The organism is Streptomyces sp. HNM0645, assembly GCF_030056615.1.
GTDB lineage: Bacteria > Actinomycetota > Actinomycetes > Streptomycetales > Streptomycetaceae > Streptomyces > Streptomyces marianii.
On record NZ_JASHLT010000060.1, the window covers coordinates 1 to 24,384 of the forward strand.

Annotated in this window: 22 protein-coding genes and 4 tRNA genes; 12 read left to right on the plus strand and 14 right to left on the minus strand. The window is 72.6% G+C overall.

The genetic code is table 11. The features are described 5' to 3' along the window. Window positions 1-1,968: PAS domain-containing protein (locus tag QMZ92_RS31195; protein WP_283300927.1), on the minus strand; the 1,968-nt coding region annotated here is incomplete at its 3' end. Window positions 1,969-2,297: 329 nt separating this feature from the next. Further along, the gene (locus tag QMZ92_RS31200; protein ID WP_283300929.1) at window positions 2,298-2,819 is read right to left on the minus strand and encodes an SSI family serine proteinase inhibitor; all 522 of its coding nucleotides are present in this window, start codon (window positions 2,817-2,819) and stop codon (window positions 2,298-2,300) included. 236 nt (window positions 2,820-3,055) lie between these two features. On the opposite strand from QMZ92_RS31200, the gene QMZ92_RS31205 reads away from it, so the two are divergent. The 3 genes from QMZ92_RS31205 (at window position 3,056) to QMZ92_RS31215 (ending at window position 3,935) form a co-directional block, all read left to right on the plus strand. Further along, window positions 3,056-3,146, plus strand: a tRNA-Ser gene (locus QMZ92_RS31205). Window positions 3,147-3,502: 356 nt separating this feature from the next. Then, window positions 3,503-3,575, plus strand: a tRNA-Arg gene (locus QMZ92_RS31210). Between the two features lie 117 nt (window positions 3,576-3,692). After that, entirely contained in the window at window positions 3,693-3,935 is a 243-nt protein-coding gene (locus tag QMZ92_RS31215; protein WP_283300930.1) for a hypothetical protein, read from the plus strand. Between the two features lie 369 nt (window positions 3,936-4,304). On the opposite strand, the gene QMZ92_RS31220 is transcribed toward QMZ92_RS31215, so the two are convergent. After that, the gene (locus QMZ92_RS31220) at window positions 4,305-5,081 is read right to left on the minus strand and encodes a calcium-binding protein (RefSeq protein ID WP_283300931.1); all 777 of its coding nucleotides are present in this window, start codon (window positions 5,079-5,081) and stop codon (window positions 4,305-4,307) included. Window positions 5,082-5,345: 264 nt separating this feature from the next. Between QMZ92_RS31220 and QMZ92_RS31225 the strand changes: the two genes are divergently transcribed. The 7 genes from QMZ92_RS31225 to QMZ92_RS31255 all read left to right on the plus strand — a co-directional run bounded on the left by QMZ92_RS31225 (window position 5,346) and on the right by QMZ92_RS31255 (window position 13,714). Then, window positions 5,346-5,422 (plus strand) — tRNA-Arg (locus tag QMZ92_RS31225). A gap of 61 nt (window positions 5,423-5,483) precedes the next feature. Beyond that, window positions 5,484-6,389, plus strand: coding sequence for a DUF2797 domain-containing protein (locus QMZ92_RS31230; RefSeq protein ID WP_283300932.1), 906 nt, complete (start codon window positions 5,484-5,486; stop codon window positions 6,387-6,389). Window positions 6,390-6,610: 221 nt separating this feature from the next. Next, window positions 6,611-7,606 carry an amidohydrolase family protein gene (locus QMZ92_RS31235; RefSeq protein ID WP_283300933.1) on the plus strand — a complete coding sequence of 332 codons (996 nt, stop codon included), beginning with the start codon at window positions 6,611-6,613 and terminating at the stop codon, window positions 7,604-7,606. 225 nt (window positions 7,607-7,831) lie between these two features. Beyond that, entirely contained in the window at window positions 7,832-8,572 is a 741-nt protein-coding gene (locus QMZ92_RS31240) for a response regulator transcription factor (RefSeq protein WP_283300934.1), read from the plus strand. After that, a complete protein-coding gene (locus tag QMZ92_RS31245) occupies window positions 8,573-10,102 on the plus strand; it encodes a sensor histidine kinase (RefSeq protein ID WP_283300935.1) in 1,530 nt (509 codons plus the stop codon). Between the two features lie 25 nt (window positions 10,103-10,127). Then, a complete protein-coding gene (locus tag QMZ92_RS31250) occupies window positions 10,128-11,516 on the plus strand; it encodes a bifunctional glycosyltransferase family 2/GtrA family protein (RefSeq protein WP_283300936.1) in 1,389 nt (462 codons plus the stop codon). After that, on the plus strand, window positions 11,513-13,714 hold the full coding sequence (locus tag QMZ92_RS31255) for an ArnT family glycosyltransferase (protein ID WP_283300937.1): 2,202 nt from the start codon (window positions 11,513-11,515) through the stop codon (window positions 13,712-13,714). Before QMZ92_RS31250 ends, QMZ92_RS31255 begins: the two co-directional genes overlap by 4 nt. Window positions 13,715-14,214: 500 nt before the next feature. On the opposite strand, the gene QMZ92_RS31260 is transcribed toward QMZ92_RS31255, so the two are convergent. Together QMZ92_RS31260 and QMZ92_RS31265 are read right to left on the minus strand one after the other, a co-directional pair. Then, complete coding sequence (locus QMZ92_RS31260; RefSeq protein WP_502962174.1) at window positions 14,215-16,554, minus strand: MFS transporter; 2,340 nt, start codon at window positions 16,552-16,554, stop codon at window positions 14,215-14,217. A gap of 96 nt (window positions 16,555-16,650) precedes the next feature. Beyond that, a complete protein-coding gene (locus QMZ92_RS31265; protein ID WP_283300940.1) occupies window positions 16,651-17,100 on the minus strand; it encodes a MarR family winged helix-turn-helix transcriptional regulator in 450 nt (149 codons plus the stop codon). 222 nt (window positions 17,101-17,322) lie between these two features. Between QMZ92_RS31265 and QMZ92_RS31270 the strand changes: the two genes are divergently transcribed. Further along, a complete protein-coding gene (locus QMZ92_RS31270; protein WP_283300941.1) occupies window positions 17,323-17,538 on the plus strand; it encodes a hypothetical protein in 216 nt (71 codons plus the stop codon). Between the two features lie 35 nt (window positions 17,539-17,573). On the opposite strand, the gene QMZ92_RS31275 is transcribed toward QMZ92_RS31270, so the two are convergent. From QMZ92_RS31275 to QMZ92_RS31310, 8 genes are all read right to left on the minus strand, one after another. Next, a complete protein-coding gene (locus QMZ92_RS31275; RefSeq protein ID WP_283300942.1) occupies window positions 17,574-17,813 on the minus strand; it encodes a hypothetical protein in 240 nt (79 codons plus the stop codon). 624 nt (window positions 17,814-18,437) lie between these two features. Beyond that, entirely contained in the window at window positions 18,438-19,352 is a 915-nt protein-coding gene (locus tag QMZ92_RS31280; RefSeq protein ID WP_283300943.1) for an RNA polymerase sigma factor SigF, read from the minus strand. 235 nt (window positions 19,353-19,587) lie between these two features. Beyond that, window positions 19,588-20,415: an RNA polymerase sigma factor SigF gene (locus QMZ92_RS31285; protein ID WP_502962175.1), complete on the minus strand. Its 828-nt coding sequence runs from the start codon at window positions 20,413-20,415 to the stop codon at window positions 19,588-19,590. A gap of 298 nt (window positions 20,416-20,713) precedes the next feature. Further along, complete coding sequence (locus tag QMZ92_RS31290) at window positions 20,714-20,878, minus strand: hypothetical protein (RefSeq protein WP_283300945.1); 165 nt, start codon at window positions 20,876-20,878, stop codon at window positions 20,714-20,716. 448 nt (window positions 20,879-21,326) lie between these two features. Beyond that, window positions 21,327-21,411: transfer RNA gene (locus QMZ92_RS31295), tRNA-Ser, on the minus strand. A gap of 48 nt (window positions 21,412-21,459) precedes the next feature. Further along, the gene (gene tadA, locus QMZ92_RS31300; protein WP_283300957.1) at window positions 21,460-21,933 is read right to left on the minus strand and encodes a tRNA adenosine(34) deaminase TadA; all 474 of its coding nucleotides are present in this window, start codon (window positions 21,931-21,933) and stop codon (window positions 21,460-21,462) included. 35 nt (window positions 21,934-21,968) lie between these two features. Next, a complete protein-coding gene (locus QMZ92_RS31305) occupies window positions 21,969-22,484 on the minus strand; it encodes a tRNA adenosine deaminase-associated protein (protein ID WP_283300946.1) in 516 nt (171 codons plus the stop codon). Between the two features lie 182 nt (window positions 22,485-22,666). Further along, entirely contained in the window at window positions 22,667-22,873 is a 207-nt protein-coding gene (locus QMZ92_RS31310; protein ID WP_283300947.1) for a hypothetical protein, read from the minus strand. An 87-nt stretch (window positions 22,874-22,960) separates the two neighbouring features. Here QMZ92_RS31310 and upp point away from each other — a divergent pair, with 87 nt between their 5' ends. Then, window positions 22,961-23,596 carry a uracil phosphoribosyltransferase gene (gene upp, locus QMZ92_RS31315; RefSeq protein ID WP_138054321.1) on the plus strand — a complete coding sequence of 212 codons (636 nt, stop codon included), beginning with the start codon at window positions 22,961-22,963 and terminating at the stop codon, window positions 23,594-23,596. A 111-nt stretch (window positions 23,597-23,707) separates the two neighbouring features. Here the strand turns inward: upp and QMZ92_RS31320 are convergent, their stop codons facing one another. Next, window positions 23,708-24,331 (minus strand): LytR C-terminal domain-containing protein, encoded by a 624-nt coding sequence (locus QMZ92_RS31320; RefSeq protein ID WP_283300948.1) that lies wholly within the window; start codon window positions 24,329-24,331, stop codon window positions 23,708-23,710. Window positions 24,332-24,384 lie beyond the last annotated feature (53 nt).

Below are 24,384 nucleotides of genomic sequence, written 5' to 3' on the forward strand. Positions count from 1 at the left end.
GGCCTCGGCCGGGCTCGGCCGGCCACGACGACGGCCCGTGCCGCCGCCGCCCGCCGCCGTCGGCTCGCGGCCGGTGCCCGCGCCTGTGTCACCTTCCGCACGTGCCCGGCGCCGTCCGGAGGGCTCGGCGGGGGCGGGTGCGCCGTCGGGGCCCACCGGGCTCTCCAGGAAAGCGTCCGTCGAGGCCCGGCGCGCGCGCCGCCGCCCGCCTCCGGACGTGGCCTGCGCCGGGAGGGCGGACGGCGCCTGCTCCGGGGCCGCCGCGGGGGCCACCGTTCCGGCCCCGTTGCCGAGCGGCACCTCCAGGACGTAGGCGCTGCCGCTCATGCCCGGTACCTCGTGCGTCTGCAGCACGCCGCCGTGCGCGGTCACGATGCCGCGGACGATGGGCTCGTGCACCGGATCGCCGCCGCAGTACGGACCGCGCACCTCGATCCGAACGACGTCGCCGCGCTGCGCCGCCGCGACCACGATGGTCGAGTCGACGTGCCCGGCGCCCGGCACCACCCTGGCCTTGCCCGTCGAGTCGATGCCCGCGACGTCGGCGACCAGATGGGCCAGCGCCGTCGCCAGCCGTGCGCCGTCCACCTCGGCCTCGATCGGCGGGGCGTGGACCGCGAACTGGGCCCGCCCGGGGCCGATCAGCTCGACCGCGCCCTCGACACCGGCCGCCACGACCGCGTCGAGCAGGACGACGGCCTTGTCCAGCCGCTCCGCGCCGGCGTCCAACCGCTGGAAGCCCAGGACGTTGTCGACCAGGGTCGTCATCCGGGCGTAGCCCGCGGACAGGTGGTGCAGGATCTGGTTGGCCTCCGGCCACAGCTGGCCGGCAGGGTCGGCGGCCAGCTTCCCGAGCTCGCCGCGCAGCTCCTCCAGAGGACCGCGCAGTGCCTCGCCGAGGACCGCGGCCAGCTGGGCGTGCCGGGCGGCCAGTGCGGCCTCCCGCTCGTCCCGGCCCTCGATCTCCGCGGCGTACTGCTCGGTCCTGTCCGCGATCTCCGCGGTGTGCTTCTCGGTCAGCTCCGCCAGTTCGGCGGCGTGCCGCTCGTCCCGCTCGGCCATGTCGGTCGCGTACTTCTCGTCGCGCTCCGCGATGTCCGTGCTGTACTTCTCGTCCCGTTCGGCGAGCTCCGCGGCGTGCCGCTCGGCCTGCTCCTCGTAGGGCCGCCGGTCGGTGAAGGTCATGACCGCGCCGACCAACTGCTCCCCGTCCCGCACCGGCGCGGTGGTCAGGTCGACGGGCACACGCTTGCCGTCCTTGGCCCACAGCGTCTGGCCGCGGACCCGGTGCTTGCGCCCGGACTTGAGCGTGTCGGCGAGCGGGGACTCCTCGTACGGGAACGGCTCGCCGTCCGGGCGGGAGTGCAGGATCAGCGGGTGCAGTTCCTTGCCGCCGAGGTCGCTGGCGCGGAAGCCGAGGATATGGGCGGCGGCCGGGTTGACGAGGACGACGCGGCCGTCGGTGTCCGTGCCGACGACGCCCTCGGCGGCGGCGCGCAGGATCATCTCGGTCTGCCGCTGGGAGCGCGCGAGTTCGGCCTCGGTGTCGACCGTGCCGGAGAGATCGCGCACGACGAGCATCAGCAGCTCGTCGCCGGTGTAGCCGCCTCCGACGCCGGGAGAGTCGTACGCCTCACGGCCGTCCTCGAGGCTGGCGCTGGTCACCTCCACCGGGAACTCGCTGCCGTCCGTGCGGCGCGCGACCATCCGGGTCGGCTTCGTGCGGCCGCGTTCGTCGGCGGAGTCGGGGCGGCGCATCGAGCCGGGGATGAGCTTGGAGTCGAACGCCGGCAGCAGGTCGAGGAGCCCGCGACCGACGAGCGCGGTGCCGGGGGCCTCGAACATCTCGAGGGCGATGGTGTTGGCGTTGACGACCGTGCCGTTGCAGTTGACGAGGACGAGCCCGTCCGGGAGGGCGTCGAGTATGGCGGCGAGGCGAGCAGCGCCTCGGGATGGCCTGCTGCTCACGACGACGCTTCCTCCCTGACCTACAGCATCTTGCGGCGGACGGCCGGGGCCATCTTGCCCTCGCGGCCGCAGCCTGTCACTGGAGGGAGTCTAAGGGCTGGGCATGCGGCCGCGGCGGTGGATGAGGGGGAGCTCTCACCAAGGTTCTGTGTACACACAGTCGGCCCGGGCCCTCTCGGACGCGCCCTGACCTGCGCATGGCGGGATCGCCCGGCGCGCTGGGCGCCACCGTGGGGCGTCAAGCGGGCGTGGGCGGGGGCGTTGGCCGAAACCCCGGGACGGGTTACGCCGGGACTCGGCACGGGGGTCCGTGCGGGTGGGGCGGGGCGTCATACCGGGGTGGTGCGGGCTTCGTCCTGGCGGGCGGTCGGCAGAACCGGTTCGAGGGTCTCCCAGCGGCGGATCTCGCAGCCGTTGGTGCGGTCGAAGGTGGCGTCGACGTCGTGGCCGTGCCAGGTCCCGGTGATCCGCGCGGTGGCGGGGCCGCCGTGCTGCATCGTGCACATGGTGTCCGCGCCGACCGGACCGAACGGGTCCTGCTGATCCGTCGCGAACTCGGCCAGCCGCTCGCAGGCGGCCTCCGCCTCGGGGTGCGAGCCGCCCGCCGGACCGCCCGCCGCGCCGCACGTCAGCTCGTACGTGCCGTCGGCCCGGGGGTTCCCGGTCCCCGACGTGGTCACGGTGAGCCGGTCACCGGGCGCGGACCGGGCCGACGGCTCCGACTGACCGGGTTCGAGCAACGGCAGCGGGATCGGCGTGTGCGGGACGGCACCGGCGGGGGGCACGGCGGCCAGCGCGGCGACGGAGGCTGTGGCCGTCGCGGCGACGGTGAGGACGAGGCGGCGCAGCATGGCGTACTCCTGGAAGCGAAGGTTTGGGGGCGGAGCCCCGCTTCGGGGGACGGCGTCCCGGCATCTCCAACGCTCCGCGCGCCGAGGCGTTGCGCAACCCCGGCCGGGCCGATCGGGGGTGTGAGCGCGTCTTTGCCCAGGAGCCCACGCGCCTAGTACCGTGGGGAGCGATTGGTGACACCCCACCCGGCTGTGTCATCATCTGCACGCACCACCCGCGACCGCGCGGGTGTGCTGGAGGCGTCGCCTAGTCCGGTCTATGGCGCCGCACTGCTAATGCGGTTTGGGTCTTAAAGCCCATCGAGGGTTCAAATCCCTCCGCCTCCGCACCATCACCGAAGCCCCGGCTCGACGGCCGGGGCTTCGGTCGTTTCCGGCGGCCGCCCCGGCCGTGGTCACCGCGTCCGGTGTCCCCTGCGCCTCCGTCGGCGTCGCACCGGGCTCGCGCGATCTCCCGCTTCCGGCACCCGCGGGACCGCCTCCGACGCTCCGGGTCGGCGCTCGGGCGATCCGCCCGCTTCCGCGCCGCTGCGGACGGCGGTCCCCAGCGGTGGGCGTCCGTACGGCCGTCCGGGTGTTTACGCAGGTCAGGTGGGGTGTGGTTAATGGATTTCGCCTGACGGCGCAGGTCATGTAATGTTGTTCCCGCAACGCCGACCGGGCCGAAAAGCCCGGGCAGACAAGCACTCGTAGCTTAACGGATAGAGCATCTGACTACGGATCAGAAGGTTGCAGGTTCGAATCCTGCCGAGTGCACACAGGTCGAAGCCCCCTCGGGATCATCCCGGAGGGGGCTTCGTCGTGCCGTACGGCGGATGTGCCCGCCGCGATGGTCGGCTTCCCCGGGATGATCGCCCGCCGGACAATGAGCGGGTGACCGCAGCCGTACTGATCATCCTCATACCGCTGATGATGTCGATCGGGGGCATCGTCCTGGCCGCTGACTACCGGGGGTGGCGGGATGCTGCGGCCAAGGCTCACGCGGGAGTCTGGGATGCCGGCTACTTCAGGTGCTACGCGACTTTCCGGTACGTGGGGCTTACGGCGGCGGTGACGGGGGCCCTCTTCGCGGTGGGGGCCACTGCATTCGTGATCTTCACCTATCTGAGTAAGTAGCGAGCAGGCTTGCGGGGACGTCCCTGGGCGCCGGGCGTCGCCGACTTGCCGATCGTCGGCTCACCCGGCCCGGCGTCTCGCGCTGTGGCTCACGGCGCACGGGAACGTCAGCTCCGCGCGGATGACCTCCACGCGTCGCCCGCACCTTTGATCGGCTCGGTCCCGGCTGATCAGCTCGGTCCCGGCCCTCGCGCGCTCGCGTTCTCACCTGCTCCGTGCATGTCCGCCGGGTTCGGCAGGGCGAGCACCGGGGCGTACACCGCCGGTGATGACGTTGTCCACGGCCCTTCCCCGGAATCCGAGGACAGCAGGCACCACGAGTCCATGAAGGGGCGTCATGCCCACGGCGGCACAAGACCCGTTTTGGGCTCAGTCGTTGCAGCCGGGGCCACGGCTCGGGTTGACGCAGGTGTTGGTTCCGGACCCGCCGTTGTTGCGGTTCGTGCCCGATCCGCCGTCCAGGGTGTCGTCGTCGGCTTCCCCGAAGAGCTGGTCGTTGCCCGCGTCCCCGAAGAGCTCGTCGTTGTCCCTTCCGCCGCGCAGCTCGTCGTTGCCCCTTCCGCCGAACAGGGCGTCGTTGCCCAGGAAACCGGAGAGCCGGTCGTTGCCCGGGCCACCGGAGAGCTCGTCGTTGCCCGATTCGCCGCGGAGCTCGTCGTTGCCCGGCCCGCCGCGGAGCTCGTCGTTGTCCGAGCCGCCGAAGAGCTGGTCGTCGCCCTTGCCGCCGAACAGCTGGTCGTTGTCACGGTCACCGTTGAGGGTGTCGTTGCCCGAGCCGCCGCAGATGAGGTCGTTCCCCCCGAGTCCGTAGACCGTGTCACTGCCTCCCAGCGCGAAGATCACGTCGTTGCCGGGAGTCCCGAAGATGACGTCGTTCCTCTCGGTGCCCACTTTGGTGGGTTTGGCGTCCTCACAGGTCGAGCCGCCCGAAGTCTTCGAGGCGTGGGACGTGGTCGAAGCGGTCGATTCCACCGCGCGCCCCAGCGGTCCGGGTGCGGCCGCGGTTGTGGAGGCGGAGAAGACGAGCAGTCCTCCGATGACGAGGAGGACGAGTGCGGTCAGCGACCGGGTGCCGGTGCGTCTGCCGGATCGCCCGGCCGGGGCCGTCTTCGGCCGGTCGTCCTCGAACGGGTTGGACTCGAACATGCTCGGCTGTCTCCTGGGCGAGGCACGCAGCTGTCCCTCACAGAAGGTCACACCCTGGCCCGGTCCGCTCCCGCGGACCCAGCCGGTCCGTACCCTACCGGGACGTTTTCGCAGTTCACGGCGGTGCACCGGGTGAGCGGAAGCACTCCTTCGGTCGCCACCCGCACGGGCCCGTCGGGTGGACGGTGGCCCGCGCTCGGGGAAGTCGGCCAGGCCCGGGCCGGCACCCGTCCCCGTCCGGTAGCGTCCCCGTGGGGTCTCGAAGCGCCCGGTGCGGGCGTCGACGTCGACCGGGCCGGATACGGATCGGAAGGCCGCAGGTTCGAGTCCTGCCGAGTGCACACGACCGGGAGGCCCCGCGAGATCCGGGGGCTGCGTGGGACGTGCTGGAGGAGTGCGGACATGGGCGGCGAGCGGTGGCGGTGCCGGGGGTTGAGCTGGGGGCGGGGAACCCCTGAGCTGCGGTGGGTGCGCGGTGCCGAGACGCGGACGAGCCGGCTCGCCCCCGGACGGGAGATCGGCTTCCGGGCCGTCGGAGTGCGGCACTGCGCCGGGGCGCGGGGCCATGTCTGCCCGCTCGGGGCCGTGGTGCCCGGCAGGAGCACCGGTGGGCAGTGCCCGGAGTGTGCGCGACTGGACCGGGCGCATTCGGTGGCCGCCGACACCATCGCGGACGATCCGCGGACGTTCCGGGTCTATCTGGCCTGGTTCGGGCCCGGGATGGCGAAGGTCGGGATCACCGCCGAGGGGCGCGGTACGACGCGCCTGCTGGAGCAGGGCGCGGTGGTGTTCTGCTGGCTGGGTCGCGGGCCCCTGATGGCCGCGCGGCGCACGGAGGAACTGCTGCGGGCGGCGCTCGGCGTGCCGGACCGGGTGCCCTACGCCCGGAAGCGGGCGGTGCGTCCCGTGCTTCCGGCCGCCGCGGACGAGCGGGCCGCCGAGGTCGTGGAGCTGTACGCGCGGGCCGTGTCGCTTCCGGGGTGGCCCGAGGCGCTGGAACGGACCGGGTTCGAGGTGGTCGACCACGCCCGGGAGTTCGGGCTGGAGCGCACGGTGCAGCCCCGCGCGGTGGCCGGGGGACCGGCGGTCCTGCGGGTGGTGCGGGAGCTGGCGGACGGCGGGGGCGTGGCCGGGCGGCTCGTCGCGGCCGCGGGCCCCGATCTGCACCTGGGCACCGACGACGGCGGGGTGACGGTCCTCGACACCCGCTTGATGTCCGGCTGGGAGCTCGTCGCGGCCGATCCCGGCTCCGTGGCGTCCGTGCCGGTGGACGAGCTGCCGACGGGTGTCCAGGACGGGCTCTTCTGAGCGGTCCGGTTCCGGTCCGGTCCGGCGCGGTGCGGATCCGATGGGATCCGGCCGGTGCCGACGGGGAATCCGGTCCGGCCCCTGTACGTCCGTTCGGTCCGGCCCCGGCACGTCCGCCCGGTGCGGGGACCCGGTCCGGACCGGGTACGCGGCGTCCGCCGGCGACCGCGTCCGGAACCGGGGCCTGGACAGTCCCTCGGTGCGCGTCGGAGGGTGTGGGCATGAGCGATCACCCGGTGACGGAACGGAACCGCCCCGCCTCCCCCTGCTGTTCGCCGGATGCGGAGGGAGCGGCCGGGGGCGCGGCGGCTGGACCCTCCGGCAGCCCGGGCCCGGACGGGACCGAGGCACTGGCGGTACGGGCGTTCTGGCAGCGGCTGGGGCTGCCCGGGCTCATCGACGTGCACACCCACTTCATGCCCGAGCGGGTCCTGGACAAGGTGTGGGCGTACTTCGACTCCGCCGGACCGCTGACGGGCATGGCATGGCCTATCACCTACCGCGCGGAGGAAGGCCGACGGCTCGCGTTGCTCCGGGAGTTCGGGGTGAAGCACTTCACGTCCATGCTGTACCCCCACAAGCCGGACATGGCGGAGTGGCTGAACGGGTGGGCCGCGGACTTCGCCGCCCGGACACCCGACTGTCTGCGGACGGCGACGCTGTACCCCGAGGAGGGCGTCGAGCGCTATGCGCGAGCGGCCGTGGAGAGCGGGGCCCGGGTGTTCAAGGCACACGTCCAGGTCGGTGCGTACGACCCCAACGACCCCCTCCTCGACCCGGTGTGGGGACTGCTCGCCGAGACGTGCGTGCCGGTGGTGATGCACTGCGGGTCCGGGCCGGCGCCCGGCAAGTACACCGGGCCCGAGCCGGTGGGACGACTCCTCGCGCGCCATCCCCGACTGCGGCTGATCGTCGCCCACATGGGGATGCCGGAGTACACGGACTTCCTGGACCTCGCCGAGCGCCACCAGGAGGTGCACCTGGACACGACGATGGCCTTCACCGACTTCAGCGAGCGCTTGAGCCCGTTCCCGGCGGCCGAGCGGGCGCGGCTCGCGGACCTGGGGGACCGCGTGCTGCTCGGGACGGACTTCCCCAACATCCCGTACCCCTACCTCCACCAGCTCCAGGCGCTCGAGCGGCTGGAGCTCGGCGACGACTGGCTGCGCGCGGTCTGCCACGGGAACGCCGCCGCGCTGTTCTCCGTCGGGCCGTGACCCCCGCGCGTCCCCGCCGGTCCCGCTACGTCCCCGCCCCGTCACCGTCGGTCCGTGTCGGTCCGCGGCTGCGTGGACCCGTGGCGCCGTCCGTGGCGGTCCTCGGGGTCGCCCACCCGTGACGCCGCACATCGGTGCCGATCGCCCACCCCGGTCGTGACGGTTCTCAGGGAATTCACAGGGAAGCACAAGGCCCCTCTCAGCGCGGCGCTCCAGAGTGGCCGCATGACGACGACCACGGCCCGGGGACGGTCCGGACTGCGCAGGACCGACGGCGGCCCCGTACGGGTCCTCGTCGTGGACGACGAGTCCTCCCTCACCGAGCTGCTCTCGATGGCCCTGCGCTACGAGGGGTGGGAGGTGCGCAGCGCGGGCGACGGGGCGGGCGCAGTGCGCGCGGCCCGCGCCTTCCGGCCCGACGCCGTCGTCCTCGACGTGATGCTGCCCGACATGGACGGGCTGACCGTCCTCGGCAGGCTCCGGAGCGAACTCCCCGACGTGCCGGTGCTGTTCCTGACGGCCCGGGACGCCGTCGAGGACCGGATCGCCGGCCTCACGGCGGGCGGTGACGACTACGTGACCAAGCCGTTCAGCCTGGAGGAGGTCGTGGCACGGCTTCGCGGGCTGATCCGGCGCTCCGCGACGGCGGCCGCCGCGCGGGACGAGTCGCTGCTCGTCGTCGGTGACCTGACGCTCGACGAGGACAGCCACGAGGTGACCCGCGACGGTACGCCGATCCACCTCACGGCGACGGAGTTCGAGCTGCTGCGCTATCTGATGCGCAACCCCCGGCGGGTGCTCAGCAAGGCGCAGATCCTGGACCGGGTGTGGTCGTACGACTTCGGCGGCCAGGCCAACGTGGTCGAGCTCTACATCTCCTATCTGCGGCGCAAGATCGACGCGGGACGCACCCCGATGATCCACACCCGGCGCGGTGCGGGATATCTGATCAAGCCCGGTGACTAGATGAGCGGTGGCTCGCGCGGCGGATGGTCCCTGCGGACCCGGCTCGTGGTGTCCGCGGTGGCGCTCATCGCGGTGGTCGCGGCGGTCATCGGCACCGTGACGACGCTCGCGCTGCGCACGTACCTGTACGGGCAGAAGGACGAGCAGCTCCGCGGTGTCGTACTGCGGGCGGCCGGACCGCCTCCGGGTGCCCGGGGCGGCGGCCCGCGGGAGCAGAAGCCGCTTGGGTTCGTCACCGGCGGCGGTGCGCCGCTCGGGACGGTCGGCGCGCAGGTCGCGGCGGACGGTGTCCTCGGCGGCGGGGTCGTCTCCACCCAGCAGGACTCGGACGAACTGGGCCCACGGGTCACGGACCGGGCCCTGACGGGGGCGGAGAAGGCCGTGCTCACGGCCGTACCGCGGGACGGGCGGCCGCACACTGTGGAACTTCCGGGGCTCGGCGACTACCGCGTCGAGTACCGTGCGGGCGGCAACGGCGCGTTCCTCGTCGGCGTCCCCCTGGCCGAGGTCCACAGCACCCTGGCCACGCTCGTCGTCGTCGAGATCTGTGTGACCGCCGCCGGACTGGCTGCCGCCGGGCTGGCCGGCGGCGCCCTCGTCGGGGTCGCGCTGCGCCCGCTGCGGAGGGTCGCGGCGACCGCCACCCGGGTCTCCGAACTGCCCCTGCACAGCGGCGAGGTGGCGCTGCACGAGCGGGTGCCCGAGGCGGAGGCCGACCCCGGCACCGAGGTCGGCCGGGTCGGCGCCGCGCTCAACCGGATGCTCGACCACGTCCATTCCGCCCTGCACGCGCGGCAGGAGAGCGAGACGCGGGTGCGGCAGTTCGTGGCGGACGCCGGCCATGAGCTGCGCACCCCGCTCGCGTCCATCCGCGGCTACGCCGAACTGACCCGGCGCGGCAGCGAGCGGCCCGGGCCCGACACCCGGCACGCGCTCGCCCGGATCGAGTCCGAGGCCACCCGGATGACGGGGCTGGTGGAGGATCTCCTGCTACTGGCACGGCTCGACGCGGGGCGGCCCCTGGCGTACCGGAGCACCGACCTGTCGCCGCTCGTCGTCGACGCGGTGAGCGACGCCCGGGCCGCCGGACCGGAGCACGTCTGGCGTCTGGACCTGCCGGACGACCCCGCCGTGGTGCGGGCCGATCCTGAGCGGCTGCAGCAGGTGCTGGTCAATCTGCTGGCCAACGCCCGTACGCACACTCCGCCGGGCACCACCGTCACCGCGGCCGTGCGGCCGCTGGAGTGCCGGACGGCGGTGGCGCTGGAGGTCCGGGACGACGGTCCGGGCATTCCGCCCGCCCTGCTTCCGCACGTCTTCGAGCGCTTCGCGCGCGGCGACGCCTCGCGTTCCCGGCACGCGGGCAGCACCGGCCTCGGGCTCGCGATCGTGCACGCCGTGGTCACGGCGCACGGGGGAACGGTCGGCGCGGCGAGCGCGCCGGGACGTACCGTCTTCACCGTGCGGCTGCCGCTCGTAAGGGAATCCGAGCACTCACAGACGGCGCACAGCCTCGGCACACGGCGGTGACAGCGACCCCGGCGAGAGTCGGACCATGCGAACCGACACCCCGACGGGCACCACCGCCACGGGCACCCTGCCGGCACGGGAGCATCTGCCCGTGGGAACGGCGGGCCCGCCCGTGCTCGATGTGGTCATCCCCGTCTTCAACGAGGAGAAGGACCTGGAACCGTGCGTGCGCCGGCTCCACGACCATCTCGCCGGCACCTTTCCGTACGCCTTCCGGATCACCGTCGCGGACAACGCCAGTACCGACCGCACACCCCTGGTGGCGGCGGCGCTCGCGGCATCGGTCCCGGAAGTCCGGGCCTTCCGACTGGAGCAGAAGGGGCGGGGCCGTGCGCTGCGGGCCGTGTGGGCGGCGTCCGACGCGCCCGTGCTGGCGTACATGGACGTCGATCTGTCCACCGACCTCAACGCGCTGCTGCCCCTGGTCGCCCCGCTGATCTCCGGACACTCGGACCTGGCGATCGGCTCGCGGCTCACGCGGTCGTCGCGGGTGGTGCGCGGGGCGAAGCGGGAGTTCGTCTCCCGTACGTACAACCTGATCCTGCGCGGTTCGCTGGCCGCGCGGTTCTCCGACGCGCAGTGCGGGTTCAAGGCGATACGGCGCGAGGTGGCCGAGCGCCTGCTGCCGATGGTCGAGGACACCGGCTGGTTCTTCGACACGGAGTTGCTGGTGCTGGCCGAGCGAGCGGGACTGCGGATCCACGAGGTACCCGTGGACTGGGTCGACGACCCGGACTCCACCGTGCACATCGTGCGCACGGCCGTCGACGACCTGAAAGGCGTGCTGCGGGTCGGACGGGCGCTGGCGGTCGGGGCGCTCCCCCTGGACCGGCTCGCACGGCCGTTCGGCGACGACCCGAGGGACGGCCGGATCGACGGGGTCCCCGGTGGACTGGCCCGACAACTGGTCGGCTTCTGCGCGGTCGGCGCGCTCTCGACGCTCTGTTATCTCCTGCTGTACTCAATGTTCCGCGCCGGTGCGGGGCCACAGACGGCGAACGCCGCCGCGCTGCTGCTCTCGGCCGTCGCCAACACGGCGGCGAACCGGCGACTGACCTTCGGTGTGCGCGGGCGCGAGCGGGTGGTGCGCCACCAGGCCCAGGGGCTGGTGGTCTTCGGTATCGGACTCGCACTCACCAGCGGTTCCCTCGCCGCGCTGGACGCCGCGGCCGGCAGTCCCTCCCACGGCACCGAGCTGGCCGTCCTGGTCGTGGCGAACCTCGCGGCCACCGTGCTGCGCTTCCTGCTCTTCCGCGCCTGGGTCTTTCCCGACCGCCGTGCCCTGCCGCGCCCGCGCCCCACGGGCGGCACGGCACCCGATGCCGGTACGAGCGGCACGGCAACCGATGCCCCTACGCCCGGCACGGCACCTGATGCCCGTACCGCCGGCACGACCACGGGAGGTCGACGATGAAGCCCGCACCGCACGACGCGTACGCGGCCACCGCGAGCGCCGGCCCGGGACCGTCCCGGACGGCGCCGCGACCGGGCAGGGCCGCCCGTATGTGGCGCGGGCGTGCCGAGGACCCGGTCTGGGCGCGGCCCGCCCTGATCGCCCTGCTGGCGCTGACCGGCGCGCTGTACCTGTACAACCTGACCGCCTCCGGCTACGCCAACTCCTTCTACTCCGCCGCCGTCCAGGCGGGTAGTGAGAGCTGGAAGGCGTTCTTCTTCGGCTCGTCCGACGCCGCCAACTCCATCACCGTCGACAAACCGCCCGCCGCGCTCTGGCCGATGGCGCTGTCGGTCCGGCTGTTCGGGCTCGGGTCATGGCAGATCCTGGTGCCCGAGGTGCTGATGGGCGTGGCGGCGGTGGCCGTCGTCCACGCGGCCGTCCGCCGGCGCTTCAGCGCGGCGGCGGGGCTGATGGCGGGCGCGGTGCTGGCACTGACGCCGGTCGCCGCGCTGATGTTCCGCTTCAACAACCCCGACGCGCTGCTGGCGCTGCTGACGACCGTGGCCGTGTACTGCGTGCTGCGCGCACTGGAGGCCGCCCGTACCGGATGGCTGGTGTGGGCGGGCGTCGCGGTCGGGCTCGCGTTCCTCACCAAGACCCTGCAGGCGTTCCTCGTCCTGCCGCCGCTCGCGCTCGTGTACGCGGTGTGCGCGCCCGCTCCCGTGCTGCGCAGGATCGGCCAACTCGCCCTCGCGGGAGTGGCGCTGATCGTCTCCGGAGGCTGGTGGGTGGCGATCGTCGAGCTGTGGCCGGCGGCCTCGCGCCCGTACATCGGCGGTTCCCAGAACAACAGCTTCCTCGAACTCACCTTCGGCTACAACGGTCTCGGCCGCATCAGCGGCAACGAGGTCGGCAGCGTCGGCGGTGGAGGCGGTGGAGGCGGTGGCCGGCAGGGCGGCTGGGGCGAGACCGGCATCGGGCGGATGTTCGGTGACAGCGTCGGAGGCCAGATCTCCTGGCTGCTGCCCGCCGCACTCGTCCTGCTCGTCGCGGGCCTCGTCGTGACCCGGCGCGGCGGCAGGACCGACACCGCGAGGGCGGCCTTCCTCGTCTGGGGCGGGGCGCTGCTGACGACCCTCCTGGTCTTCAGCTTCATGGCCGGGATCTTCCACGAGTACTACACGGTGGCGCTCGCCCCGTACATCGCGGCGCTCGTCGGAATGGGCACCACCGTGCTGTGGGAGGAGCGCGGGCACCCCGCGGCCCGTGCGGCGCTGGCCGGTGCGGTGGCGGTGACGGCGGTGTGGGCCTGGGTCCTGCTCGGCCGCACCGCGGACTTCGTGCCGTGGCTGCGCACGGCGGTGCTGGTGGGCGGGCTCGTGGCCGCGGCTGGACTGCTGTTCGCCGGGCGGCTCGGGCGCGCGCTCGCGCTGGGCGCGGCGGGCCTCGGACTCGCGGCGTCGCTGGCCGGGCCGGTGGCGTACACGCTGTCCACACTGGGCAGCGCCCACCAGGGCTCGATCGTGACGGCGGGGCCGGCGTCCGCGCGTGGCGGGCCTGGGGGCGGCCCCGGCGCCCGCGGATACGGCGGTCCCGCGGCGGACGGCGGCGGGATGCCGCCGGGTGCGGCGGACGGCGGGGGCCGCGGTCAGGGACCGGGTCTCGGCCCGGGCCAGGGGCCGGGCCAGGGCGTGCCGCCCGGCCAGAACCAGGGCCAGGGCCAGAACCAGGGCCAGGGCCAGGGCCAGAACCAGAACCAGAACCAGGGCCAGGGCCAGGGCCAGAACCAGGGCCAGGGCCGCCAGGCGTGGGGCGAAGGGCGCGCCGGTGCGGGCAGGGCGGGCGGTCTGCTCGACGGGCCGGATGTCGGTTCCGCCGTCGTCGCCAAGCTGACGGAGAACGCCTCCGCCCACACCTGGGTGGCTGCCGCGGTCGGCTCCCAGAACGCGGCCGCGTACCAACTCGCCACCGAGGAGCCGGTCATGGCGATCGGAGGCTTCAACGGCAGCGATCCGTCGCCGACGCTCGCCCGATTCCAGCAGTACGTGGCCGCCGGCAGCATCCACTGGTTCATCGACGGCGGCGCCGGGGGCGGTGCCCGGGGAGGAGGCCCGGGCGGTGGTAGCAGCGCCGAGATCCTGGAGTGGGTCCGGGCGAACTTCACACAGATCACCGTGGGAGGCACCACCCTGTACGACCTCACCTCGACGCAATAGCGCCGTACGGCGTGAGGGAACACCTTGTGCGGTGTACGGGAAGCCGCCTCGTGCACCGCGCAGGGGTGACCGTCACGGCCACGGAATCGCCGACGGGCCGGCCGGTCGTGCAGCGTGGACGCCTTCGCGTCTAGTCTGCAGACCAGCCGGCTCGTCGGAGCGGTGGCGGTGCCGGCGGGCGGGGGAGAGGACGAGGGCCGCCCGGGGTGGGGACACGGCGGAGGACGTGCTGGAACGGGACTTCGGCCGCACCCTGGACCTGGTCATCGCGGGCATCGAGGCGATGGTGGAGCGCACCGGGAACACCGGGAACACCGGGAGCACCGGGAACACCGGCCCTGGTTGACCCTCCGGTGTCCTGACCCGTGCGTGCGGTCCCACCACGTCACCCGTCTCCTCGCCGGACATCCGGAGGAAGTCGCCGGGGCGGCCGGCCGTCCCCTGCCCGCCGCCCCGGCCCCGGGCGCCGCCTCCGCTGGGAGCGCCGCCCGGGGGTCCGATCACTCGCCCGCGTGGGCGAGTGCGATGTCGTGGCCGTCCACACCGCCGCCGGTCACGGTGACCGTGCGCGCCACCGGCGGGTAGCCGGTCGCGATGACCGTGTACTCGCCCGGGTCGAGGTCGGCGAAGGCATACGCGCCGTCGTCGGCGGTGGTCGCGGTCGCGACCACGTTCCCCGCCGCGTCGACGAGCGTCACCCGGGCGTCGGTCAGCGGGATCCCGGCGTCCCCGGCCCGGACGGTGCCGCGGACCACGGCGCCCGCGCGCAGGGCCACCTCGAGCCGGGTGACGCCCTGGCCGCCGATCTCCACGGGGAGGGCCAGCGGCCGGAAGCCGGGGGCGCTCACGGCGACGGTCATCCCGCCCGGCACCAGCTCGGTGAAGGCGAAGCCCCCGTCCGGGCCGGAGGCGCCGGTGGCCAGCACATCTCCCCGCACATCCGTGACGACGACCATGGCACCCGCGACCGCCGCGCCACCCTCGGCCGCGACCACGGCGCCGTTCAGCCCGCTCGTACCGGCGAGGAGGATGTCGTGGGCCAGGGGCTCGTCCCCGACGACCACCGTGGACGCCTGCGGCTGGAAACCGTCGGCCGAGGTGATCAGGACGTACGGGCCGGAGCCCGGCGCGTCCAAGGCGTACGAGCCGTCCGCCTGCGCCACCGCGCGGCCCAGCTGGCGGCCCGCAGGCGAGATCAGTGTGACGGCGGCCCGTCCGACGGGCGCGCCCTCCGAGCCGCGCACCACCCCGTGCACGGAGGTCCCGCCGGCCGTGGCGACGGGCGTCGACTCGGGGGCGGCGTCACCGGTGTTCCGTGAGGCCGCGTCCGGGGCGGCGGCCGAGGCGCCCTTGAGCGCCACCTCCTTGATGAACAGGGTCACCAGGAACGCCAGCAGCGCGAACGGGGCCGAGTACAGGAACACGTCCGCGACACCGTGCCCGTACGCGCTCTCGATCACGGTGCGGAACGGGCCGGGAAGCGCGTCCAGGTCGGGGATGCCCCCGCCGCCGGTGCCGCCGTGGCCCATCGACGCGCCGCGCGGGCCGAGTTCGGCGAGGCCGTCCTCGACGTAGTGGGTGACGCGGCTGGCGAGCACCGCGCCCAGTGCGGAGACACCGACGGCCCCGCCCAGCGACCGGAAGAAGGTGACGACCGACGAGGCCGCGCCCAGGTCCTGCGGGGCCACCTGGTTCTGGGTGCACAGCACCAGGTTCTGCATCATCATGCCGAGGCCGAGGCCCATCACGGCCATGAAGACGGCGATGCGCCAGTACTCGGTGTCGTAGCGGATCAGGCCCAGCAGGCCGAGGCCACCGGTGACCAGGACACCGCCGCTGACCAGCCATGCCTTCCACCTGCCGGTCTTGGTGATGATCAGGCCGCTGACCGTCGAGGAGACGAACAGACCCGCGATCATCGGGATGGTCATGACGCCGGACATCGTGGGCGACTCGCCCCTGGCCAGCTGGAAGTACTGGCTGAAGAAGACCGTGCCGGCGAACATCGCGACACCCACGAAGAGCGATGCGAGGGAGGCCAGCGTGATGGTCCGGTTGCGGAACAGCCGCAGCGGGACGATCGGGTCGCCCGCCCGGGACTCGACGACCAGGAAGACCAGGCCCAGGGCCACCGCGCCACCGGTCATGGCGTACGTCTGCCAGGACAGCCACGCGTACTTGTCACCTGCGAAGGTGACCCAGATCAGCAGCAGCAAGACCGCGGCGCTGATGAAGAGGGCGCCCGCCCAGTCGACCTTGACGTCCCGCTTCACCACGGGAAGCTTGAGGGTCTTCTGCAGCACGAGCAGCGCGATGAGCGCGAACGGCACACCGACGTAGAAGCACCAGCGCCAGCCGAGCCACTCGGTGTCGGTGATGACGCCGCCGATCAGCGGGCCGCCGACCGTTGCGACGGCGAACGTCGCGCCGAGGTAGCCGCTGTAGCGGCCGCGCTCCCGTGGGGAGATCATCGCGGCCATGATCACCTGTGCCAGGGCGGTGAGGCCACCTACGCCGACGCCCTGCACCACGCGGCAGGCGATGAGCGTGCCGGTGTTCTGCGCGAGCCCGGCGACCACCGAGCCCGCCACATAGATGATCAGGGCTATCTGGACCAGCAGCTTCTTGCTGAAGAGGTCGGCGAGCTTGCCCCAGAGCGGGGTGGTCGCGGTCATCGCCAGCAGGGCCGCCGTGACCACCCACGTGTAGGCGGACTGGCCGCCGCCCAGGTCGTTGATGATCTCGGGCAGGGCGTTGGAGACGATGGTCGAGGACAGGATGGCGACGAACATGCCGAGCAGCAGCCCGGACAGCGCCTCCATGATCTGCCGGTGCGTCATCGGCGCGCCGTCCTCGGAGGCAGAGGTCCCCCCATGTCTGGCGTGGCCGCCCCGCACACCGGTAGGTGTGGTCGTAGCCATGTACTTCCTTGTCTCTTACGTAGGTGTGCGGGCGGTCCGGCGGTCCCCGACGGATTCGCGGAGGCGGGCCAGCAGCGCGTTGAGCCGTCCGACGTCGTCGTCGGACCAGTCCTCGAGGTGGTGGGCGAACAGATCGGTCGTGCGCCGGCCGAGGTCGTCGAGCTGGGCCACCCCCGCGGGGGTGAGCCGCAGGATGCGCGAGCGACCGTCGCACGGGTCGGGTGACCGTTCTATCCAGCCGCGTCCGGCGACGTGTGCCACATGGCGGCTGGTGACGGACATGTCGACGGCGAGGAGCTCCGCGAGCCGGCTGATCCGCATCTCCCCGTACCGGTCGAGGAGGGCCAGCACGGCGGCGGACCCGGACGGGCACTCCGCGGGCAGCAGGCGCGCGACGCTCCTCTTCACGGCGCCCATGGCGCTGATCTGGCGGGCCAGCTCCTCGTACTGACTCCGTTCGGCCACGGATGCACCCCCATCTTGTTGCTTAGGGCAACCATAAAGCGGTTGGTTGCTGCAGGCAAATGAAAAGGGGTTCTTCGGGGTAAAGGAACACCAAAGCCTTTGCATGCGCGAGGTCATGGTCCGGCCGTTTCGGCGGGCAACGTGCGGACGACGTGCGGGTATGCCGCAGGGCGGCCGACCGGGGGTTGGGCGGGTCACCCGCGTTCGCTAGGGTCCTGACCCATGGCACACAACCCCCAAGCGCCCCAGGGTCCCGAGGGCTACGACCCCGCGGGCAGCACGCAGATGTTCCGCGCCTTCGTCGACGAGGGCGGTCCGCAGCAGGGCCGCCGCGCTGCAGCGGCGCCCGCGACGGCCGGTCCGCGGGTCGGGCTGATCGTCGGCATCGTGGCGGCCGTCGCGATCGTCGGCGCGGTCGTCTGGCTCGCGCTCGGCTGATTCCCCCGGAACGGACCTCCACGAGGTCCGGCCGCTCAGGACGGGTGTTCCGTGCGTACGTCCTGCGTCTCCACACGCATGCCCAGCGGCACGCGCCAGGAGTCCACACACACCCGGTACGTCGTCGTCCTGGCCGTGCCCGCGGCGATGGGCGTCGGCAGCGCCTGGGCCGATTCGATCGTCGCCCAGTCGACGCCGAGCGCTCCGATGATGTGCGTGCCGAACACGACGGTGCCCGAACGCACCGCTGAGCCGCCGGTGTTGCGGAGCTCCACGGTGACGTCCTCGCACCACCGCCTGTCCGCGGGCGCCCTCCGCACCTCCGCGACCACCAGTACGGCCGGCCCCGGCGGCGAAGGCGGCGGTTCCGGCGGCGGGGGGACCGGCGGGTTGGTGCCCGGGGTCGGGGGAGAGGTCCCCGGTTCCGACGGCCCAGGCCCTGAGTCCTCGCCCGATCCTTCCTCCGCAGGCCGTTCTCCCGATGCCCCGGGCGTGGCGGGGCCGTCCGAGGCGTCCGGTGCCGCCCCCGCAAGCGGCGCGCCCGCACTCGGGGCCGGCCGCCCGGTGGATCCGCCACCCGGTCCCGGTGCCGCACCGGGAGGCCGGGTGGGAGAACCGCCGTCGAGGGGTACGAGTACGACGTCCCCGGACGGCGGCACGGCGCCTTCCGGCCCGTTCCCGCCGGCTCCGACAGCGGCGTACCCGTCGTGCCGACCGTCGGCCCCGGAGGCGGCGAGTACCCCGCCGAGACAGAGTGCGACCCCTGCCAGCCCGTATCCGACCCGTCGCCGCCGCATCGGCCCAGTTTGTCTGACGACCCGTCACAACGGAACCCCGCGCCGGGAAGTGATACCCGGCCGTTCGGCACGCCGTGGAGGCGTGCGACCGGCCGGGCGGCGTCAGTCGGCGATCAGACCCTCGCGCAACTGCGCCAACGTCCGTGTGAGCAGCCGGGAGACGTGCATCTGGGAGATGCCGACCTCCTCACCGATCTGCGACTGCGTCATGTTGGCGAAGAAGCGCAGCATGATGATCTGTCGCTCGCGCGGCGGGAGTTTGGCCAGCAGCGGCTTCAGGGACTCGCGGTACTCGACGCCCTCCAGTGCACCGTCCTCGTAGCCGAGCCGGTCCGCGAGGGAGCCCTCGCCGCCGTCGTCCTCCGGTGACGGGGAGTCCAGCGAGGACGCCGTGTACGCGTTGCCCACGGCGAGGCCGTCGACCACGTCCTCCTCCGACACGCCCAGTGCCGCCGCGAGTTCGGGCACCGTCGGGGAGCGGTCCAGCTTCTGGGCCAGCTCGTCGCTCGCCTTCGTCAGCGCGAGGCGCAGTTCCTGGAGCCGCCGTGGAACCCGCACCGACCAACTCGTGTCCCGGAAGAAGCGCTTGATCTCACCGACGACGGTCGGCATGGCGAACGTCGGGAACTCCACGCCCCGTTCGCAGTCGAAGCGGTCGATGGCCTTGATGAGGCCGATCGTGCCGACCTGGACGATGTCCTCCATCGGCTCGTTGCGGCTGCGGAAGCGGGCTGCCGCGTAGCGCACCAGCGGCAGGTTGAGCTCGATGAGGGTGTCGCGCACGTACGTGCGTTCGGGGCTGTCCTGATCGAGCGTGGCCAGCCGCAGGAAGAGCGAGCGCGAGAGCGTGCGGGTGTCGAGGGCTTCGGGGGCCTCGGTCGGCAGATCCACGGCCACGTTCACGGACATGGGTGCGGACATGGGTGCGGACACCGGGTCGGGCGCCGGGAGCGCGTCGGGCGAGGGAGCGCTCTGCGTGAGCGTGAGCACCTTCGAGCTGCCCTGTTCTGCGGACATGCCACCCCCTGGAGGTCGCGGACGGTCGCGTCGGCCACGACCATCGGAGGAACGCAGCCTCCACCTGAATACCGGAGGCGGGGCCGCGGCAAACGCGGTTTCCGCAGAATGTCACATGTCGGCAACACGCTGTAGTGACATGTCGACAACGGAGCGTCAGATGAGCGCAGGAAAAAGGGGGTATGCGGCTTTCATGTCGCTCGAAATGGGCCGAAAGGGGGTCTACCCGATTCGGTTACGCTTCGATCCTGTTTGCGGATCTCAGTCGTGCGAAGCTGCGGGCGAGGAGCCTTGACACATGCATCTGAGAGACCCCCAGTTCGGCGCTGATCTGGGACTGCGTCAGATTGCTGTAGTAGCGCAGCAGTAGGATCCGCTGTTCGCGCTCGGGCAGTTGTACGAGGAGATGGCGTACGAGGTCGCGGTGTTCGACCCCGGCGAGCGCGGGGTCCTCGTAGCCCAGCCGGTCCAGCAGCCCGGGCAGTCCGTCGCCCTCCTGCGCGGCCTCCAGTGACGTCGCGTGGTACGACCGGCCCGCCTCGATGCAGGCGAGGACCTCGTCCTCGGAGATCTTCAGCCGCTCCGCGATCTCGGCCGTCGTCGGGGACCGCCCGTGTGCCGTCGTCAGGTCCTCCGTGGCGCCGTTGACCTGTACCCACAGCTCGTGCAGTCGGCGCGGCACGTGCACGGTCCGCACGTTGTCGCGGAAGTATCGTTTGATCTCGCCGACCACGGTGGGCATCGCGAACGTCGGGAACTGCACGCCCCGCTCGGGGTCGAAGCGGTCGATCGCGTTGATCAGGCCGATTGTGCCGACCTGGACCACGTCCTCCATCGGCTCGTTGCGGCTGCGGAAACGTGCCGCCGCGTACCTGACCAGAGGCAGGTTCGCCTCGATGAGCGCGGCCCGGACTCGGGTGTGCTCGGGTGTGCCGGGCTCCAGGTCCTTCAGTTGGGCGAAGAGCACCTGGGTCAGCGCCCTGGTGTCCGCGCCCCGGCTCTGCTTGGCCCGGCCCTCGCTCTCGTTCTGGGGTGGCACTTGAGGCGCAGTACTGGCCGGCACGGTCACGCCACCCCTTCACGGGTCGAACGGCGTCAACCCCAGGCGTCAACGCCGGGTCAACTCATCCATCAAAAGCGGTCATAGCATCACAACACAGGTCCACTGTGTTCAAGCACTCCATGGCACCGTGTTGAGGGCAGGTTGGTGCATAAGTGAAGAAAGCCCCGCACCTCTACGGTGGGGGCTGGAGGGCGTGGGCGGGCGGGCGGCTCGGTGGTCGCGTTCGGTGATCACCCGCGTGGTGACACCTCGCACCGCCGACCGGCTGCGTCCGGGTGGGGCACCACGTCCGGGGGACCTAGTCGACGAGCTCCGTCATGAACTCGCCGACGCCCTGCGCGGCACTCGATATGCCCTCGAAGCCCACCTGGACGAGCTCGGCGGCCCGGGCCGGCGAATTGATGATCGTGTACAGCACGAAGACGACGACCACATAGAGAGCGATCTTCTTCGTTTGCACCACTGGTCCCTGCCTCCCCTGCGGCCCCTGTGCGGACGCGTGAGTCTAACCGAGCGTTCAGGGACCGAGGACCCTGCCGCCGGGGTCCTCCCTCCGGCCGGGGAGGGCCTCCCCACCAGCGGTATCGGGGGTGAACCCGGAGGATCCGGCAGGAATCCGATGGGTGGGGGAACCGTGTCCCGCTGCGGGTCCGCGAGCCGCGTGCTCCTCCCCGGCGGCGGTGCCGGGCCGGCGGGCGCGTTGCCCTCGGGGGAAGCGGTGGGTCCTCGACCCCGGCTCCCCTCGACCGGACGGAAGCCCCGGCCCGATCCCCCGAACGGCCGGGGCCTCCCCCTGCGTGCGCCGTGCCCGCGCCGTGGGGCCGCCCGCGTCCGGGCGCCCGTACGCGGGGCGCACGCGTACACGATGAAGGGCCCCGGGCTAGAACAAGCGACGGGGCCCTTCACAGGAGCGGTAGCGGAGGGATTTGAACCCTCGGTGACTTGCGCCACACTCGCTTTCGAGGCGAGCTCCTTCGGCCGCTCGGACACGCTACCGGGAGAGAGCTTAGCCCAAGGTGGGCCGTGCTCTGAAATCGATATCGATCAGCGGCCGGGAAGGCCGTCCCGCAGCCCCTCCCCGGCATCCCCGCGAGGGCCCCGGAAGAACGCCGTGAGCTGCTGTGCGCACTCGGCCTCCAACACTCCGTGGATCACCTCCGGGCGGTGGTTGAGCCGCCGGTCCCGTACGACGTCCCAGAGCGAGCCCGCCGCACCCGCCTTCTCATCGCGGGCGCCGTAGACCACCCGGTCCACCCTGGACAGCACCAGGGCGCCCGCGCACATCGTGCACGGCTCCAGCGTGACGACGAGCGTGCAGCCGGTCAGCCGCCAGCTCCCGCGCACCGCGGCCGCCCGCCGGAGCGCCAGGACCTCGGCGTGCCCGGTGGGGTCGCCGGTCAGCTCGCGTTCGTTGTGGCCGGCCGCCAGGACCGTGCCGTCCTCGGCCAGCACGACGGCGCCGACCGGGACGTCCCCGGCCAGCGGCGCACGTGCGGCCTCGTCGAGCGCGAGCCGCATGGACGCCTCCCACGGCGCCCTGACGGGGTCCGTCACTAGCGGACGGCCTCCAGCATCTCGGAGGCGCCGAGGGTGTCGGCGATCTCGGTCAGGGCGTCCGAGGTGAGCGCAGACAGCTCCTTGGCGGACATCCCGAGGTCGGCGAGCAGATCGGAGTCGCCGAGCGGTCCGACCGGGACCGCGTCGGAGTCGTCGGCCGTGTCCTCCTCGGCCTCCGGTTCGCCGTCCTCCGTGCCGTCGAGGTCGAGCGAGTCCAGCTCGTCATCCTCCTCGTCCGTGCCGAGCAGCTCGTCCGTGAGCATCGCCCCGTAGGAGGAGCGTGCTGCCGAGGCAGCGTCCGAGACGAAGACACGAGGATCGTCCTCGCCGTCGACCCGGACGATGCCGAACCATGTGTCCTCCTGCTCGATGAAGGCGAGCACCGTGTCCTCGTTCACCGAGGCATCGCGGGCCAGGTCGGCCAGATCCGACAGGGTCTCCACATCGTCGAGCTCTGTGTCGCTCGCTACCCACCCGTCTTCGGTGCGCGCGAGCAGTGCGGCGAAGTACACCGTGACTCTCCCACTGATCAGAGTTGTGACGACCGGCGGAGCGCTGCTCGTGCCCCGCCCACTCGGAATCGTGGCAGAAACAGCGGCTTCGCGAGAGGTCTTCCGGCGTTGCGTCGTGCACGCGTTCAGGGAGAAGACCCGCCGAACGGAGGTGCAGGGGTCCGTCCAGGGGACACCGAGGCTCACCAGCGGAAGGAGCGCATGCGCATCGCCTGGCGCATCCGCGCCGCCCGGGCACGCCGGGGCTGGACGCGGTCGCGCAAGGCCTTGGCCTCGTGGAGTTCGCGGAGGAACTGGGCACGCCGGCGCCTGCGCTCGGCGTCGGTCTCCTCCTGTTCCTGCCGCGGTTCCCGCCGCTGCTCCCGGTCCTGCTGATCCCGCTCCGGCATCGGCCACACCACCTCGGCGCTGGAAGGCTATGTCCCACCTTCCCGCCGGAGGCCGCGGCCACGCCAGCCCCGGCTACTGTTGGGGTCATGCGGATCCACGTCGTCGACCACCCCCTGGTGGCGCACAAACTCACCACCCTGCGCGACCGGCGCACCGACTCCCCCACCTTCCGGCGCCTCGCCGACGAGCTGGTGACCCTGCTCGCCTACGAGGCCACGCGTGATGTGCGCACCGAGCAGATCGACATCGAGACGCCGGTGTCGGCGACCACGGGAGTGAAACTCTCCCGTCCGCGGCCCCTGGTGGTGCCGATCCTGCGGGCCGGCCTCGGCATGCTCGACGGCATGGTGCGGCTGCTGCCGACCGCCGAGGTGGGCTTCCTCGGCATGATCCGCAACGAGGAGACCCTGGAGGCGTCGACGTACGCGACGCGCATGCCGGAGGACCTCTCCGGCCGCCAGGTGTACGTCCTCGACCCCATGCTGGCCACGGGCGGCACTCTGGTCGCGGCGATCCAGGAGCTGATCAAGCGCGGTGCCGACGATGTGACGGCGGTCGTGCTGCTGGCGGCGCCGGAGGGCGTCGAGGTGATGGAGCGCGAACTCGCGGGCACGCCGGTGACGGTCGTGACGGCCTCCGTCGATGAGCGGCTCAACGAGCACGGCTACATCGTTCCGGGCCTGGGCGACGCGGGCGACCGGATGTACGGCGCGGCCGAGTAGCTCGCCGCCCGGGCCCCGGACCGCCGGGACTCCCGGCGCCGGCCCTCGCGCTCCCCGGAGCGGGCGCACGAGGCGTGCGGCGGACCGTACGGCCGCGGGGGAGCGAGGCGTTCAGCCGCACTCGCCCGGCGCGGGCTCGGGATTGGCCAGCGCGGCCAGCGCCCTGTCCGCGACGGGTTTGGTGTTCAGCGTCTTGAAGGCCGTGCCGATGATCAGATCGACGTCCGCGGAGGTGCGGGCGTCGGCCTTCACCTGGGCGCCGGCGAGCTGCGTGCCCAGCACGCCGAACGACCCTTCGTAGGCGCCCGGTGCGCCCAGCAGCAGTCCGGCGCCGGGCACCTTCTTGTCGTACTCCGCCGGGGCGTTGCCCACCTTGCCGATGTTGAAGCCGCGCTTCTGCAGCTCGTCGGCGGTCGCCTTGGCCAGTCCGGTGCGCGGCGTGGCGTTGTAGACGTTGACGGTGATCTGGGCCGGCCTCGGCGGTGTCGGCGCTGCGGACGGCGCGGACCGGGGCTTGCACGCCGCGGCCCGGCTCTTGGCGCCGGTCTTCTTGGCGTCGTCCGAGAAGGCGTCGATGAGCTGCAGCGTTCCCCACCCGCCGAGGCCGATGACGGCCACGGCTGCGACGACTGCGAGCACGACCTTGCGGCGGCGACGGGGGCGGCGCATACGTGGATAGGCGTTGCCCGTGATGCGGTACTTTCCGCCCATGCCTGGGGGAGTGAGCATGCTCATGGGCGCAGCGTAATGCGGTCCGGTGGCTATGCCTACTTAACGATCATCTGCTT

Excerpts from the sequence above, each read along its gene's own strand:
- QMZ92_RS31200 (WP_283300929.1), bottom strand. The coding sequence starts at position 2,819 with ATGCTGCGCCGCCTCGTCCTCACCGTCGCCGCGACGGCCACAGCCTCC.
- tadA (WP_283300957.1), bottom strand. The coding sequence starts at position 21,933 with ATGCGGCTCGCGCTCGACGAGGCCGCACGTGCGCCGCTGGCCGGGGAC.
- QMZ92_RS31245 (WP_283300935.1), top strand. The coding sequence starts at position 8,573 with ATGAGCGGTGGCTCGCGCGGCGGATGGTCCCTGCGGACCCGGCTCGTG.
- QMZ92_RS31220 (WP_283300931.1), bottom strand. The coding sequence starts at position 5,081 with ATGTTCGAGTCCAACCCGTTCGAGGACGACCGGCCGAAGACGGCCCCG.
- QMZ92_RS31320 (WP_283300948.1), bottom strand. The coding sequence starts at position 24,331 with ATGAGCATGCTCACTCCCCCAGGCATGGGCGGAAAGTACCGCATCACG.
- QMZ92_RS31270 (WP_283300941.1), top strand. The coding sequence starts at position 17,323 with ATGGCACACAACCCCCAAGCGCCCCAGGGTCCCGAGGGCTACGACCCC.
- QMZ92_RS31250 (WP_283300936.1), top strand. The coding sequence starts at position 10,128 with ATGCGAACCGACACCCCGACGGGCACCACCGCCACGGGCACCCTGCCG.
- QMZ92_RS31280 (WP_283300943.1), bottom strand. The coding sequence starts at position 19,352 with ATGTCCGCAGAACAGGGCAGCTCGAAGGTGCTCACGCTCACGCAGAGC.
- QMZ92_RS31240 (WP_283300934.1), top strand. The coding sequence starts at position 7,832 with ATGACGACGACCACGGCCCGGGGACGGTCCGGACTGCGCAGGACCGAC.
- upp (WP_138054321.1), top strand. The coding sequence starts at position 22,961 with ATGCGGATCCACGTCGTCGACCACCCCCTGGTGGCGCACAAACTCACC.
- QMZ92_RS31230 (WP_283300932.1), top strand. The coding sequence starts at position 5,484 with ATGGGCGGCGAGCGGTGGCGGTGCCGGGGGTTGAGCTGGGGGCGGGGA.
- QMZ92_RS31255 (WP_283300937.1), top strand. The coding sequence starts at position 11,513 with ATGAAGCCCGCACCGCACGACGCGTACGCGGCCACCGCGAGCGCCGGC.
- QMZ92_RS31310 (WP_283300947.1), bottom strand. The coding sequence starts at position 22,873 with ATGCCGGAGCGGGATCAGCAGGACCGGGAGCAGCGGCGGGAACCGCGG.
- QMZ92_RS31260 (WP_502962174.1), bottom strand. The coding sequence starts at position 16,554 with ATGACGCACCGGCAGATCATGGAGGCGCTGTCCGGGCTGCTGCTCGGC.
- QMZ92_RS31235 (WP_283300933.1), top strand. The coding sequence starts at position 6,611 with ATGAGCGATCACCCGGTGACGGAACGGAACCGCCCCGCCTCCCCCTGC.